Source organism: Streptomyces sp. HUAS MS02 (assembly GCF_055702265.1).
Window position 1 is genome coordinate 4027575 of record NZ_CM146747.1, and the last position, 15138, is coordinate 4042712.

The following is a 15138-nucleotide window of genomic DNA, read 5'->3' on the forward strand; positions in this document are numbered from 1 at the left end:
GCGCGGGCGGTGCCGGGGCGGAAGGCGGGGAGCTGTCGCGGAAGGCGGGGAGCGGCTACTTGTCGATGTCCCCCACCACGAAGAACAGCGAGCCCAGGATGGCCACCATGTCGGCCACCAGCGTCCCCGGCAGCAGCTCCGTGAGGGCCTGGATGTTGTTGTACGAGGCGGACCGGAGCTTGAGGCGGTACGGGGTCTTCTCGCCCTTGCTGACGAGGTAGTAGCCGTTGATGCCGAGGGGGTTCTCGGTCCAGGCGTAGGTGTGTCCCTCGGGGGCCTTGAGGACCTTCGGCAGCCGCTGGTTGACGGGGCCGGGCGGGAGTTCGGCGAGACGGTCCAGGCAGGCGTCGGCGAGGGCGAGGGAGTTGTGCGTCTGCTCCAGCAGGCACTCGAAGCGGGCGAGGCAGTCGCCCTCGTCACGGGTGACGACCTTCAGGACGTCCTGGAGATCGCCGTACGCCAGATACGGCTCGTCGCGCCGCAGGTCGAAGTCGACACCGGAGGCGCGGGCGATGGGGCCGCTGACCCCGTACGCGTGCACGGTCTCCGGGGAGAGGACGCCCACGTCCCGGGTGCGGCCCCGGAAGATCTCGTTGCCCAGCACCAGGTCGTCGAAGACGTCCATGCGGGAGCGGACATCGGCGACCGCCCCACGCGCGCGTGCGGTCCACCCCGCCGGCAGGTCCTCCTTCAGACCGCCGACCCGGTTGAACATGTAGTGCATGCGCCCGCCGGAGATCTCCTCCATGACGGTCTGGAGCTCCTCGCGCTCCCGGAAGGCGTAGAAGACCGGAGTGATGCCGCCGAGCTCCAGCGGGTAGGAGCCGAGGAACATCAGATGGTTCAGGACGCGGTTCAGCTCGGCGAGGAGCGTGCGCATCCAGACCGCGCGCTCCGGGACCTCCATACCGAGCATGCGTTCGACGCCGAGGACGACCCCGAGTTCGTTGGAGAAGGCGGAGAGCCAGTCGTGGCGGTTGGCGAGCATGATGATCTGCCGGTAGTCACGCGCCTCGAAGAGCTTCTCCGCGCCCCGGTGCATATAGCCGATCACCGGCTCGGCGTGCCGGATGCGCTCGCCGTCGAGGACCAGCCGCAGCCGCAGCACACCGTGCGTGGACGGATGCTGCGGGCCGATGTTCAGCACCATGTCCGTGCTCTCGGCGGCACCGCCGATACCGACCGTCGTCTCTCGGGTCTCCGTCGGGGGAGTCATGGACACAGTCTGTCGTACGTACGCTGGCGGAATGGAGACGGGGAGCGTGGGGACCTTGGCAGACGGCGCGGGGCGGGCGGAGGACGAGCCGGTCTGGATCGGACTGCCGCCGGGGCTGTTGCGGATGAGGCGGTTGTTGCTGGTGGTGTGGCTGGTGCCGATCACCGTCGCGACGGCCGTCCTGCCGGGCTGGCTTGCGGGGCCGCCCTGGGCGGCGTTCGCGCTGCTGCCCTTGGCGCTGCTGCTCTGGGGCTGGCCGATGCTGGGGCGCAACTGGCGATCGTGGCGGTACGCCGAACGGGCGGACGACCTGCTGATCAGCCGGGGTGTGCTGTGGCGCGAGGAGACCGTCGTGCCGTACGGGCGCATGCAGCTGGTCGAGGTGACCTCCGGTCCCGTCGAGCGGCACTTCAACCTGGCGAGCGTGCAGCTGCACACGGCCGCGGCGGCCACGGACGCGTGCATCCCCGGCCTCGACCCGGCCGAGGCCGAACGCCTGCGCGACCACCTCACGCAGCTGGGCGAGGCCCGATCGGCGGGGCTGTGACGGTGCCGGCATCGGACGCGGGCGGCGCGCTGGGGGACGACGCGGTGGAGGTTGAGGGCGTGGTGGAGGACGCGGCCGTACGGACTGACGGTGGCGGTGCGGAGGGCGTGGGGGCGGACGGCGGCGGGGCCGCCGGGGCCGAGAAGCCGGTCGTCGAGCATCGGCTGCATCCGGTGACGCCGTTGCGGCGGGCCTGGGCGCCGGTGGCCGTGCTGATCGGGTGGGGGGTGCACGATCCGGACGGGGCACAGCGGCAGCTGATGCGGCTCGACACGTCGACCCTGCTGATCGGGCTCGCGGTGTTCGTCCCGGCCGTCGCCCTCTACGGCTTCCTGACCTGGTGGTTCACCCACTTCGCGGTGACCGACAGCGAACTGCGCATCCGTACCGGCCTGTTGTTCCGCCGCACCGCCCACATCCGTCTCGAACGCATTCAGGCCATTGACGTAACCCGCCCGCTGCTGGCCCGGATCGCGGGCGTCGCCAAACTCAAACTCGACGTGGTCGGCACCGACAAGAAGGACGAGCTGGCCTATCTCGGCGAGGCGCACGCCGGCGCGCTACGGGCCGAACTCCTGGCCCGAGCGGCCGGTTTCGCGCCGGAGACCGCGCACGAGGTGGGCGAGGCGCCCGTACGGCAGCTGCTGAAGGTCCCGGCGGGCGTGCTCGCCATGTCCCTCGTCCTGACCGGCGCGACCTGGGGCACCCTGGTGGCCGCCGTCGTCGTGCCGTCCGTGCTGTGGTTCGCCACGGAGAGCGTGTGGACGGTCCTCGCGACCGCGCTGCCGCTGCTCGGCGCGGCCGGGGCGAGCAGTGTGGGGCGGTTCGTCGGGGAGTACGACTGGACGGTCGGCGACTCCCCCGACGGGCTCCGCATCGACCACGGGCTCCTCGACCGGAACCACGAGACGGTGCCGCCCGGCCGTGTGCAGACGGTGCGCATCGTCGAACCGCTGCTGTGGCGGCGGCGCGGGTGGGTCCGGGTCGAGCTGGACGTGGCGGGCTCGACCGACTCCGTCCTGCTGCCGGTCGCGCCGCGTGAGGTGGCCGAGTCGGTCATCGCGCGGGTGCTGCCGGGGGTGAGCGTGCCGGACGCCACGGCGCTCGTACGGCCGCCGGGGCGCGCGCGGTGGTGCGTGCCGTGGTGGTGGCGGGGGTACGGGCTGGCCGTGAGCGACGCGGTGTTTGCGGCGCGGCACGGGCTGCTGCGGCGCCGGCTCGATCTCGTACCGCACGCGAAGGTGCAGAGCGTGCGGCTGTCGCAGGGGCCGTGGAAGCGGTACAAGGGGCTCGCCGACGTCCACGTCGACACCGGCGCCAACAAGACCGTGACGGCACGGCTGCGGGACGCGGCCGAGGCGGCGGCCCTGCTGCGGGCCCAGGCGGAACGGTCCCGCACGGGACGGCGCGAGGCGTTGCCGGATCGGTGGATGGCGTAGGGGCGGGGCGGGTCCTGCAGCTCCGCCTGCCCGGGACCCACGGCTTGGGCCGGGCGGGGGACCGTTCCCGCTCACCGGCGCTCGCCGGGCACCGCCTGCGCCCACCCGTGCCTCCCCAACGGCACGACTGCCCTCAGCTGGGGCTGGGGCAGGGCGCGGGGGGCATAGGCCGGGCCCCGGCTGCCCGCGAGGACGGGTAGGGAGGGTAGTGAGGGTCGGGCGGCCGGGCGGCCGGGCAAACAGTGCGGCCGCCCGCCTGGAGGGGCGGGCGGCCGGAGGCGGGCGCGTGGTCGGTGGTCAGGACGCCGCTGTGCGGAGGCCCTGTACGTCGATCTGTTCCGTTTCGTCGTGGGCGGTGAGGTCGATGACCTGGCCGATCCCCCGGGATGCCTCGTCGGCGCGCTTGAACCGGGCCTCCGACTCGGCCTTGTGGAGCGCGAGGGCCTCCTGACCGACCACGTCGGCGAGATCCTCGTTCTGCACGGCCTCCAGGGCGTCCGCCGACTTCTGCGTACCGAAGAAGTCGAACCCTCCCTCGACGGCCATCCGTCGGCGCGGCGCCTCCGGGACGACCGCCACGGCCGTGGGCACCGTGAAGTGACCGACCGGCGGAACCACCGGCTCCACACGCCCCGAGGGCTCCACGCGGGTCAGCTCCTCCACCCCCGTCGAGCCGGCCGGTGCGGCGACCACGGGTACGGGGCCGCCGGCGGCGCGCTCATGCCCCCGGGTCGCCACCGATTTCCCCACCGCGTCGCCCTCCTCGGCGGTGAGCACCGGAACGGGCTCCTCCTCCGCCTCGGCGGAACGTCCCTGCCGGGTGCCCCCGTCCGTGGGCCCGTCCGGATCGCCCTTGGGGGAAGGCCCCTTCGGGGAACCGCCCTTCGCTCCCTCGCCCTTGGCCTTGCCCTCGACCTCGCCCGCGCCCTTGGCCGTCCCGTCGGCGAATTCGGCTGGTGCGGCCGATTCGGCGGATTCGGCGGATTCGGCGGATTCGGTGACCGTGCCGGGTGCGGCGGCGGCCTGGGTGGGCTCGGTCGGCCGGCTGGTTTCGGCAGAGGTCTCGGCCGACTCGCCGTTCTGCTCGCCGACCGTGCCGTCCTCCGGTGCGTCGACCGGGTCGTCCACGGCGGCGCCGAAGGACTCGTCAGCGGCTTCGCCGACGCCCTCACCAGCACGCTCACCGGCGGACTCGTCCGCGTCCCCCGCCGCTACGGACTCGGCGGCACCCTCCGCCTCGGCGGCGGCCCCGGCGTCCTCCGTGCCCTTCACCGAGCCCCGCTGGGTGATGATCCGGTCCAACGCCGAGTTCGCGCGCAGGAAGAGCGACGAACCGGCCGGCGAGAACACCGTGGGGGCCGACGTCTCCTCCCCCGAGCCCTCCTCCTCGGCCTCGGCCCGCCCCGCAGAAGTACCCGCACCCGCACCCGAGTCGGCACCGCCACCGGCACCCGCCGAGGCACCCGCACCCGCCCCGCCCTTCACGCCCTTCCCGTCCTGCGCCGCCGCCTTCGCCGCTGCGGCCTTGGCCGCAGCGGCCTTGGCCGCAGCGGCCTTGGCCGCCGTCTCCCACGAAGCCCAGGGCGCCCCCGGCGCGGGAGTCCCCTGCGGCGGCACCGTCGAGGTCCGGGACGCCGCCGCGGTCCCGCCGTCGCCGTCGTCCTCGTCCGCATCCGCCGCCGGCAACGCCCGTGCGTCCTCGGGGGCGGTCGTCTCGATCTCCAGCAGACGGCGGCCCTCCAGGGCGCTGGCCCGCTCGGTCTCGGCCGTGGCGTAGCGCCGCAGCAGCGCGGCGTGCTCGTTGCGGAGGTTGGCCAGTTCGGTGCGCTTGGCGCGGAGCTTGTGCTCCAGCTTGGTGCGCAGCTCACGGGATTCGTCGAGGTCGGTCTCCAGTTCGGCGACCTTCTCCTCGTGACGCCACTCGTCGCTCGCACGCGCGCGCGTGAGGTCGGCGACGCGTTTGCCCGCCTCGACGTCCCAGCGGCGCATGACCGCCGCGCCCACGGCCGCGGTCGCCGCGGCGACGGCGGCGGTGACCCTGAGCACCGCCGGCTCGGAGAACATCCATGGCCCAAGGGCGCAGACGAGCGAGACGCCTGCGATCGCCGTGGGGGGCAGCAGCCTGTGCAGAGGCGGTGAATGGCGGTGACGTCCACGTGGCATGGCCAGAAACTTACCGCGCGTAGGCGAATGATGGTGCCCCGGGACGCAAAAACTCAGCCGCCCCTCTCACCTCTCACAAGCCTTCACAGGGTTCCTCCCCGCGGGCGCGGCAATGCGCCCACCGGCGGCTCCTCCTCTGGATCAACCTCATTGAATCCGGATACACCTTGGCCGCATCCGTCTCTTTCCCCTCCGGTGAATTCCGCGAATTGCGGGACCCGCCGCCGAACCGTTACCGAACTCGTCGCCGACCCGTCGCCGTGCCGTGACCGACACGCCCCTCACCGGCCCACTTCACCGGTCGCCCAACCGCCCGCTGATCCACTGCAACGTCGCCGGGATCTCCCGGCGCCAGGTGTTGAAGTTGTGCCCGCCGCTGTCGAGGATGATCGACGAGATCCGCGTCGGCCGCATCTCCTTCACCTGTTCGATGAACTTCAGCGTGGCCTTGTAGTTGGTCTCCCCCTGTTTGCTGCTGGTGACCAGCAGAGAGGTGTCCGGCGCCGGACGGTGCTTCAGATACCAGAACAGGTCCGCCTCGTTCCGCAGTGTCTTGTTCCCTTGGAAGAGATCGCCCGTCGTCGGGTCGATCGGCGCCTTGTAGTACGGCGAGAGGCCCGCGCCGGCGGCGAACACCCGGGGATGGTGCATGGCCAGTTTCAGCGCGCAGTAGCCGCCGGTCGAGTCGCCGATGACGCCCCAACTGCCTGGCCTCTTCCCGACCCTGTAGTGGTGGCCCACGGCGTCCGGCAGATCCCGGGCGAAGAACGTCTCGGTCCGCGGCCCGCCCGGGACGTCCACGCACTCGGTGTCGCGCGGCGGCGCCACGGTCGGCCGCAGCATCACCAGGATCATCGGCTGCGCCTTCCCGTCCCGGGCCAACGCGTGGGCCGTCTGCGGGAAGTGGAGCCCCTTGATCAGCGCCTCGGCGGTGCCCGGGTAGCCGGTGAGGACGACCGCGGCGGGGAAGGTGCGGGTGCGGTACCGGGGCTGGAAGTACTCCGGCGGCAGATACACGTACGCCGGGCTCGCGATCCGGCTCGTACGGCCGACGATCTCGACCTTCTGGATCTGGCCGCCGACCGCGGGACGGCCGCCCCCGGCCACGTTCACCTGCTGGGTGTCGACGACCCGCAACGGACCCCCGGCGTCGGCCCCGTCGTGGTCGACCACCACCCCCTGCCCGGTCTCCCGGCCGAGGAGGTCGGCCCAGCTGGCGTAGAACCCGAAGGCCTGGTTGGCGGCGAGGCCGACCGACACGAAGACGGCGATCTGTGTGGCCAGCAGGACGACGATCCGGCCGCCGACCGCCCGCCACCCGCGCCGGGCCAGCCGCGGCCACAGCCACACCGTGCCGACGAACAGCAGCACGGCGGACAGCACCGCCAACACCAGGACCTTGTTGCTTGTCAGACCCATCGGGTTGTCCCCCGCCGACCTTTCTTCCCTTGTCTTTCCCTGCCCTTTTGGTTCAGCTTTCCGATCGGGAGTGAACCTCCCCCGCCGAGCCACCGTCCTAGAGGGCGCAATGTCGCCGGATGCCGGAAAGGCGCCGGATCCAAGCTCTCTCGCGGAACTACGGGATGCGATGTCTGTCAGGACAGATGGGGAAATGTCGGGTGAGGTTCCGGTCCGGTCGGACCGACTCGCGCCGAGCGCCGACCGGCGGCCGAAGGACGCACACCGAGGCGCGGTGCCGGGTGCCCTGCGCGGCGTGCTGCGCGGCCCGCGCCCCGAGGCCGTGCCCGCCCTGGTCGCCAGGGCCTGCACACTCGTCGGGCTCGTGGACATCGCCGCGGGGGTGTTCCCCCGCTTCCGCAACAGCCGTATGCACGCCCTGGCCGAGGTGCTCCCCGGCGCGCTCGGCCCGTTCGCGGCGGCCCTCTCGCTGAGCGTCGGCGTCCTGCTGCTGCTCCTCGCCCACGGTCTGCGCCGGCGCAAGCGGCGGGCCTGGCGGGCGGCCGTGGTCCTGCTCCCGGCCGGGGCGATCGCCCAGTTCACCTACCGCCACTCGCTCGTCGGTGTGCTCGTCTCCCTCGCGCTGCTCGTCCTGCTGCTGCGCCACCGCGACGAGTTCCGCGCCCTGCCCGACCCCACCAGCCGCTGGCGGGCGCTCACCAACTTCGTGCTGATGGGCGCCGGTTCGCTCGTCCTCGGTCTGGCCGTCGTCAGCGCCCACCCCGGACGCATGGTCGGCGACCCGAGCCTCGCCGACCGGCTCGAACACGTCATCTACGGCCTGTTCGGCTTCGAGGGCCCGGTCGACTACGCCGGCAGCACGTCCTGGACGGTGGCCTTCTCCCTGGGCGCCCTCGGTCTGCTGACCGCCATCACCACCATCTACCTGGCCTTCCGCCCCGAACACCCGGCGGCCCGCCTCACCGACGACGACGAGGCACGGCTGCGCGCCCTGCTCGACAGGCACGGCGGCCGCGACTCGCTCGGCCACTTCGCGCTCCGCCGGGACAAGGCGGTCGTCTTCTCCCCCAGCGGCAAGGCGGCGGTGACGTACCGCGTCGTCTCCGGGGTGATGCTCGCCAGCGGCGACCCGATCGGCGACGTCGAGGCCTGGCCCGGCGCGATCGAACGCTTCATGGACGAGGCGAAGGCCCACTCCTGGACCCCGGCCGTCATGGGCTGTTCGGAGACCGGGGCGGAGGTCTGGACCCGGGAGACCGGCCTGGACGCCCTCGAACTGGGCGACGAGGCGGTGGTGGATGTCGCGGATTTCTCCCTCGCCGGACGCGCGATGCGCAACGTGCGTCAAATGGTGAAGCGCATCGAGCGGCTGGGTTACGAGACCCGGGTACGGCGCGTCCGTGACCTCGGTGAGGCCGAGCTGGACCGGATCCGCCGTGCCGCCGAGGACTGGCGCGGCACCGACACCGAGCGCGGCTTCTCCATGGCCCTCGGCCGCATCGGCGACCCGGCCGACGGGGACTGCCTCATCGCCACCGCGCACAAGGCCGACGAGGTCCCCGGCCCGTACGGCGACCTCAAGGCCGTCCTCCACTTCGTGCCCTGGGGCCCGGACGGCGCCTCCCTGGACCTGATGCGCCGCGACCGCTCCGCCGACCCCGGCATGAACGAACTCCTCATCGTCGCGGCCCTCCAGGCCGCCCCCCGCCTGGGCGTCCGGCAGGTCTCCCTGAACTTCGCGATGTTCCGCTCGGCCCTGGCCCGGGGGGAGAAGATCGGCGCGGGCCCGGTCCTGCGCGCCTGGCGCGGCCTGCTGGTCTTCCTCTCCCGCTGGTTCCAGATCGAGTCCCTCTACAAGTTCAACGCCAAGTTCCGCCCCCGCTGGGAACCGCGCTTCGTCGTCTACGCCGCCTCCCGCGACCTCCCGCGCATCGGCCTGGCCGCCATGCAGGCCGAGGGCTTCGTCAACCTCGCCCTGCCCCGCCTGCTGCGGCGCCGCGCGAAGGCTCCGGCCCCCTGCGCCCATACGATGCGCTCGGCGGAACACTCGGCGCGCAGCGCGGCGTGAACGGTGCGGCCCGCGCGAGACGGGCCGCCCGCCCCCGCCGCCCTGCCGAGCCCTGCCGGGCTACGTCGCCCGTGCCGCCCCGCCACCCGTGTCGTCGTCCTCCGGGAGCTTGCAGACGCGCTCCAGGAAGAAGGCGGCCACTATGACGCCGATGCCCGCGAGGACGGAGAACCCGGCGTAGATGGCCTGATCGCGGCGGGCCGGGACCTCCAAATACTCCAGGAGGAAGACGCCGACGCCGCCGTACATCCCGGCGACGAGGGCGGCGACGAGGGCGCTGGCCTGGCCGAACACGACCGCGCGGGCGGCCATCAGGGGATCGACGCCCTTGGCCTCCGGCCTGCGCTCCCGCTGGGCCTTGAGCCGGCTGCGCAGGGACAGCGCGGTGGCCGTCAGGACGGCGGCGATCAGGGCGAGCACGATGGGGGCGGCCAGCGGAACGCTCGGCAGGGTGTCCACCGAGTTCCACAGCCGGGCCCCGGCCCAGGACAGCACCCCGGCCACCACGAACACCGCGGCCAGCGTCCTGATGCGCAGCTCTTTCACGATGCCCCTTCGACGAGCCCGATGGTCCACGGACGCCGGGCCCACGGGCGCCGGGTGATCGGCCCGGCCGGTGGTCCCGACGGCGTCGGGGATGACCCCGACCCGGTAGACCTTAACGACTACTCGGGCAGCTGGAGTTCCAGGTCGGCGCGGGGCGACACGCCCTCGCGGGTGATGCCGTCGAGGAGCTGGGCGACCGGGCCGCGGCCGGCGAGCCGGGCGTCCGGCTCCACGTCGTGCCACGGCGCGAGGACGAAGGCGCGCTCGTGCGCCCGCGGGTGCGGCAGAGTCAGGGCCGGGTCGTCGGAGACGACGTCCGCGTACGCCACGATGTCGACGTCCAGCGTGCGCGGGCCCCAGCGCTCGTCCCGCACCCGGTGGAAGGCCTCCTCCACCGCCTGGGCCCGCTCCAGCAGCGAGGAGGGCGGCAGGGTGGTCTTCAGCACCACCACGGCGTTGAAGTACGAGGGCTGACTGCCCGGCGCCACACCCCACGGCTCGGTCTCGTACACCGGCGACACGGCCTTGACGCGGACGCCCGGGGTGTCCTCCAAGGCGTCGACGGCGCCCTGGAGGTTCTCCAGCCGGTTGCCCAGGTTCGAGCCGATGGAGATCACCGCCCGGCGGGGGTTGTGCAGGGTCGTGTCGGCCTCGTCCACCTTCTGCACGACGGAGGCCGGCACCGGCTGGACGGTCGGGTCGCTCTGACCCCCGGTGAAGAACGCGGTCATACTCGGCTCCGGGTGATGGTGACGGTCGTGTCGTCGAAGGGGACCGTGATCGGCGCGTTCGGCTTGTGGACGGTGACCTCGACCTCCTGGACCACCTCATGCCGCAGACACGCCCGGGCGATGCGCTCGGCGAGCGTCTCGATGAGGTTCACCGGCTCGCCCGCGACGATGGCGACGACCTCCTCCGCCACGATCCCGTAGTGCACGGTCTTCGCCAGGTCGTCGTCGGCCGCGGCCGGACGGGTGTCCAGCCCGAGCGTCAGGTCCACGATGAAGGTCTGGCCCTCCTCGCGTTCACCCGGGAACACCCCGTGGTACCCACGGGCCCTGAGGCCGCGCAGCGCGACACGATCCACGCGAATCACTCCTGCAGTCGTCGGGAACGGCCGATGTCCTCCGTGTCGTCCGAACACGGTCGGCACACCGGCCACCTTCGAATCTACCTGCGGGCACTGACAGCGCTCACCCCCCGGAGGACTCGATTCCACTTCCGTACGGACAGGGTTCATCGAGCGTTCTCCCAGGGAACGCGACGGCTCACGGGTCGGAAGCCGCCCCTACCCGCGCACCCGGGTTCCCAATCACCCCTTGGGCCCTACGGACCACCGGCCCCCTCAGGAGGGTGACTCCGCTCAGGAAGGCGACTCCTCGCCCTCGTCGTCGTCGGACTCCGTCAGGACCGGGGAACCGTGGTGCGACCAGAGCTTCCAGCCGTCGGGTGTGCGGCGGAACACATTCGTGGCGACCACCAGCTGCCCCACGAGCGGCCCCAGCTCGTCACCGCCGTCCGGCGCCGGGCCCCCGCTGAGGATGTTCTCGGTGCACGTGACGAGCGCGGTGTCCCCGGTGACCGAGACGTGCACATCGGTGAGGAAGAACTGGATGTACTCCGTGTTCGCCATGATCAGCGCGTACGACCGCAGCACCTCGCCGCGCCCGGTGAGCACCGGCCAGCCGGGATGGACGCAGGAGATCACACCGGTCTCGGCGGGGTCGTGGTACTCCTCGTCCACGCCCACGTCGGCCGGGGTCAGCCAGAGCGCGGAGAGTGTCTCGAAGTCGCCCTGTTCCAGGGCCTCGTAGAAGGCCCGGTTGGCGAGTTCGACCTGTTCGACGTCGAGGTGGGGAGCGCTCACCGCTCACGGGCCCCTTCGATGGCGCGAGTCACCCGGACCGCGTCGGCGGTGGCGCGGACCTCGTGCACCCGGACCGCCCAGGCGCCCTGCTGCGCGGCCAGGGCCGACACGGCGGCCGTGGCCGCGTCCCGTTCCCGCGCGGGCGGCGGGGCACCCTCGGAGCCCGCCAGCACCCGGCCGAGGAACCGCTTGCGGGAGGCGGCGACCAGCAGGGGCCGGCCGAGGCCGTGCAGCCGGTCGAGGTGCGCGAGCAGGGCGAGGTCGTGCTCGGCGTCCTTGGAGAAACCCAGGCCGGGATCGACGACGACGCGGTCCGCCGCGACTCCGCCCTCCAGGACGGCCTCCACGCGCGCGTGCAGCTCCTGGAGCACCTCGGCGACGACGTCCTCGTAGACGCCCTTCACGTTGCCGCCCTGGAGGAAGCCGCGCCAGTGCATCACCACGAAGGGAGCGCCCGCGTCGGCGACCACCGGGATCATCGCGGGGTCGGCCAGACCGCCGCTGACGTCGTTGACGAGCGCCGCGCCGGCGGCCAGGGCCTGCTCCGCCACGGACGCGCGCACGGTGTCCACGGAGACGGTGACGCCCTCGGAGGCCAGCCCCCGCACCACCGGGACCACTCTGCGCAGTTCCTCCGCCTCGTCGACCCGGGCCGCGCCGGGCCGGGTCGACTCACCGCCGACGTCCACCAGGTCCGCGCCCTCGCCGACCATGTCAAGGCCGTGCTTGACCGCCGCCGTGGTGTCGAAGAAGCGGCCCCCGTCGGAGAAGGAGTCCGGGGTGACGTTGACGACACCCATCACCGCACAACGGTCCCATCGGGGCAATCCGGCCACCCACCCACGCCGGTTCTGCTTGCTCATGCGTCAAGCCTAGGCCCCCGCGCGCGGCCGTGGTCCGGCGCTCCCTGCACCGAGGGGCCAGGGGGCCACCGGGGAGTCAGTGGGCCATGATGAGGCTCATCGCCTCGTTGCGGGTCGCCGCGTCCCTGAGCTGGCCGCGCACCGCCGACGTTATGGTCTTCGCCCCGGGCTTGCGGATGCCCCGCATCGACATGCACATGTGCTCGCACTCCACGACCACGATCACCCCGCGCGGCTCCAGGATCTCCATCAGCGAGTCGGCGATCTGCGTCGTCATCCGCTCCTGCACCTGCGGACGCCGGGCGTAGACGTCCACGAGCCGCGCCAGCTTCGACAGCCCGGTGATCTTGCCGCTGGTGGACGGGATGTACCCGACGTGCGCCACGCCCCGGAACGGCACCAGGTGGTGCTCACAGGTCGAGTACACCTCGATGTCCTTGACCAGCACCATCTCGTCGTGACCGAGGTCGAACGTGGTGGTCAGCACATCCTCCGGCTGCTGCCACAGCCCCGCGAAGATCTCCCTGTACGCGCGCGCCACCCGCGCCGGCGTCTCCCTCAGGCCCTCGCGGTCGGGGTCCTCGCCGACGGCGATCAGCAGTTCCCTCACGGCGTTCTCGGCGCGCTTCTCGTCGAACTCGCCGATGGTGCCCTCGCCGTCCAGCGTCACGGGGTCGGTCATGTCGTGCCTCGCTCCTGAGCCTGTGACACGTACGGATGACGCGTCTCGTCCTCGGCCTTCTGCGGCCCTCTTTCGGCCATACAAAATGCCGCGCCCCCCAGGCTAGAACCAGGGGGGCGCGGCAGTCATTCCGGGCCTGACGAGGCCGGCCGGGGCCGGGAGCGGCGGGCTCCCGGTGGCCGGTTCTCATCGGTGGGGCGTCAGCTCTCCGCGCTCTCCTCCGGGGTCGCCTCGGCGGGCGCCTTGGTGGTGATCGCCGGTGCCGCGCCGTTGGCGCCGTTCGTCAGTGCGAGCTCCTTCGGGGAGAGCACCGGCGGACGGGTCGACGGGGTGCGGCGGGAGGAGCCGGTCCAGGCGGGCCGGGCCGGACGCTTGACGATGGCGGAGAAGATCTCGGCGATCTCCTCCTTGCCCAGCGTCTCCTTCTCCAGCAGCTGGAGCACGAGGTTGTCGAGGACGTCGCGGTTCTCGACCAGGATCTCCCAGGCCTCGTTGTGCGCGTTCTCGATGAGCTTCTTGACTTCCTCGTCCACGAGCGCGGCGACCTCTTCCGAGTAGTCGCGCTGGTGAGCCATCTCACGTCCGAGGAAGGGCTCCGTGTTGTCGCCGCCGAACTTGATGGCGCCGAGCCGCTCGGTCATGCCGTACTGCGTGACCATCGCGCGGGCCAGGTTGGTGGCCTTCTCGATGTCGTTCGCGGCGCCGGTGGTCGGGTCGTGGAAGACCAGTTCCTCGGCGGCGCGGCCACCCATCATGTACCCGAGCTGGTCGAGCATCTCGTTGCGGGTGGTCGAGTACTTGTCCTCGTCCGGCAGGACCATCGTGTAGCCGAGGGCACGGCCTCTCGACAGGATCGTGATCTTGTGGACCGGGTCGGAGTTGGGTGAGGCCGCCGCGACCAGGGCGTGTCCGCCCTCGTGGTACGCGGTGATCTTCTTCTCCTTGTCCGACATGATCCGGGTCCGCTTCTGCGGGCCCGCGACCACACGGTCGATCGCCTCGTCCAGCATGTGGTTGTCGATCAGCTTCCTGTCGCTGCGGGCCGTGAGGAGCGCGGCCTCGTTCAGGACGTTGGAGAGATCGGCACCCGTCATACCGGGGGTGCGGCGGGCGACGGCGCCGAGGTCGACGTCGGGCGCGACCGGCTTGCCCTTCTGGTGGACCTTGAGGATCTCCAGACGGCCCTGCATGTCCGGGCGGTCGACCGCGATCTGACGGTCGAAACGGCCGGGGCGCAGCAGTGCCGGGTCCAGGATGTCCGGGCGGTTCGTGGCGGCGATCAGGATGACGCCGCCCTTCACGTCGAAGCCGTCCATCTCGACGAGCAGCTGGTTGAGCGTCTGCTCCCGCTCGTCGTGACCGCCGCCGAGGCCGGCGCCGCGGTGGCGGCCGACCGCGTCGATCTCGTCGACGAAGACGATCGCCGGGGCGTTCGCCTTGGCCTGCTCGAAGAGGTCACGGACCCGGGAGGCACCGACACCGACGAACATCTCGACGAAGTCGGAACCGGAGATCGAGTAGAAGGGGACGCCCGCCTCGCCGGCGACGGCGCGCGCGAGGAGCGTCTTGCCCGTACCGGGCGGGCCGTACAGCAGCACACCCTTGGGGATCTTGGCGCCGACGGCCTGGAACTTGGCCGGCTCCTGCAGGAACTCCTTGATCTCGTGGAGCTCCTCGACGGCCTCGTCCGCGCCGGCGACGTCGGAGAACGTCGTCTTCGGGGTGTCCTTGGTGATGAGCTTGGCCTTGGACTTCCCGAAGTTCATGACCCGGGAGCCGCCGCCCTGCATCTGGTTCATCAGGAACAGGAAGACGACCACGATGAGGACGAAGGGGAGCAGAGACAGCAGGATGCCGACGAAAGCGTTCTGCTTGGTCGGGGAGACCGTGTAGCCGTCGGGGATCTGCTTGTTCTGGAACTTGTCCTGCAGGGTGTTGGCGAGGGTGACGCCCTGGTCGCCGATGTAGCTCGCCTGGATCTTCGAGCTGCCCTCGATCTTCTGGCCGTCCTTGAGCTGAACCTTGATGGTCGACTCTTCGCCGGTGGTCAGCTTGGCTTCTTTGACCTTGTTGTCATTGATCGCCTGGACCACCTGGCCGGTGTCCACCGTCTTGTAGCCGCCGGACGAGCCGACGACCTGCATCAACACGACCACGGCAAGGACGGCCAGCACGATCCACATGACTGGCCCACGGAAGTATCGCTTCACGTCCATCCATACGGAGCGGTGCCGCCCCGTCCCTCCTGCCATAGTGAGTTTGATAAAAGACTGTTCTTCGGACGGTACCCCAGCATTGTCACCCGAAGCCGCAGGGGACTGCTTGCAA

The 15138-nt window shown here is 71.6% G+C and carries 13 protein-coding genes; 3 read left to right on the top strand and 10 right to left on the bottom strand.

All coding sequences use genetic code 11. The features are described from left to right. Positions 1 to 55 precede the first annotated feature (55 nt). Entirely contained in the window at positions 56 to 1216 is a 1161-nt protein-coding gene (locus tag ACZ9QC_RS17250) for an NADH-quinone oxidoreductase subunit D (RefSeq protein WP_472920921.1), read from the bottom strand. A gap of 31 nt (positions 1217 to 1247) precedes the next feature. Here ACZ9QC_RS17250 and ACZ9QC_RS17255 point away from each other — a divergent pair, with 31 nt between their 5' ends. Further along, positions 1248 to 1763: a PH domain-containing protein gene (locus ACZ9QC_RS17255; RefSeq protein WP_472920922.1), complete on the top strand. Its 516-nt coding sequence runs from the start codon at positions 1248 to 1250 to the stop codon at positions 1761 to 1763. A 107-nt stretch (positions 1764 to 1870) separates the two neighbouring features. After that, complete coding sequence (locus ACZ9QC_RS17260; RefSeq protein ID WP_472921721.1) at positions 1871 to 3202, top strand: PH domain-containing protein; 1332 nt, start codon at positions 1871 to 1873, stop codon at positions 3200 to 3202. A 297-nt stretch (positions 3203 to 3499) separates the two neighbouring features. On the opposite strand, the gene ACZ9QC_RS17265 is transcribed toward ACZ9QC_RS17260, so the two are convergent. Together ACZ9QC_RS17265 and ACZ9QC_RS17270 are read right to left on the bottom strand one after the other, a co-directional pair. Next, a complete protein-coding gene (locus ACZ9QC_RS17265; protein ID WP_472920923.1) occupies positions 3500 to 5266 on the bottom strand; it encodes a hypothetical protein in 1767 nt (588 codons plus the stop codon). A 393-nt stretch (positions 5267 to 5659) separates the two neighbouring features. Further along, positions 5660 to 6784 carry an alpha/beta hydrolase gene (locus ACZ9QC_RS17270; protein WP_472920924.1) on the bottom strand — a complete coding sequence of 375 codons (1125 nt, stop codon included), beginning with the start codon at positions 6782 to 6784 and terminating at the stop codon, positions 5660 to 5662. Positions 6785 to 6977: 193 nt separating this feature from the next. On the opposite strand from ACZ9QC_RS17270, the gene ACZ9QC_RS17275 reads away from it, so the two are divergent. Next, the gene (locus ACZ9QC_RS17275; RefSeq protein ID WP_472920925.1) at positions 6978 to 8852 is read left to right on the top strand and encodes a phosphatidylglycerol lysyltransferase domain-containing protein; all 1875 of its coding nucleotides are present in this window, start codon (positions 6978 to 6980) and stop codon (positions 8850 to 8852) included. Positions 8853 to 8912: 60 nt separating this feature from the next. On the opposite strand, the gene ACZ9QC_RS17280 is transcribed toward ACZ9QC_RS17275, so the two are convergent. From ACZ9QC_RS17280 to ftsH, 7 genes are all read right to left on the bottom strand, one after another. Further along, entirely contained in the window at positions 8913 to 9398 is a 486-nt protein-coding gene (locus ACZ9QC_RS17280; RefSeq protein WP_472920926.1) for a DUF3180 domain-containing protein, read from the bottom strand. Positions 9399 to 9517: 119 nt separating this feature from the next. Beyond that, complete coding sequence (folK, locus tag ACZ9QC_RS17285) at positions 9518 to 10129, bottom strand: 2-amino-4-hydroxy-6-hydroxymethyldihydropteridine diphosphokinase (protein ID WP_472920927.1); 612 nt, start codon at positions 10127 to 10129, stop codon at positions 9518 to 9520. Beyond that, entirely contained in the window at positions 10126 to 10485 is a 360-nt protein-coding gene (gene folB / locus ACZ9QC_RS17290) for a dihydroneopterin aldolase (protein ID WP_316726523.1), read from the bottom strand. Before folB ends, folK begins: the two co-directional genes overlap by 4 nt. A 276-nt stretch (positions 10486 to 10761) precedes the next feature. After that, complete coding sequence (locus ACZ9QC_RS17295) at positions 10762 to 11265, bottom strand: nuclear transport factor 2 family protein (protein ID WP_184905103.1); 504 nt, start codon at positions 11263 to 11265, stop codon at positions 10762 to 10764. Further along, positions 11262 to 12128 carry a dihydropteroate synthase gene (gene folP / locus ACZ9QC_RS17300; protein ID WP_472920928.1) on the bottom strand — a complete coding sequence of 289 codons (867 nt, stop codon included), beginning with the start codon at positions 12126 to 12128 and terminating at the stop codon, positions 11262 to 11264. The genes ACZ9QC_RS17295 and folP overlap by 4 nt, the downstream gene beginning before the upstream one ends. A gap of 76 nt (positions 12129 to 12204) precedes the next feature. Then, complete coding sequence (gene folE, locus ACZ9QC_RS17305) at positions 12205 to 12810, bottom strand: GTP cyclohydrolase I FolE (protein ID WP_184905107.1); 606 nt, start codon at positions 12808 to 12810, stop codon at positions 12205 to 12207. A gap of 200 nt (positions 12811 to 13010) precedes the next feature. Next, a complete protein-coding gene (ftsH, locus tag ACZ9QC_RS17310; RefSeq protein ID WP_472920929.1) occupies positions 13011 to 15026 on the bottom strand; it encodes an ATP-dependent zinc metalloprotease FtsH in 2016 nt (671 codons plus the stop codon). Positions 15027 to 15138 lie beyond the last annotated feature (112 nt).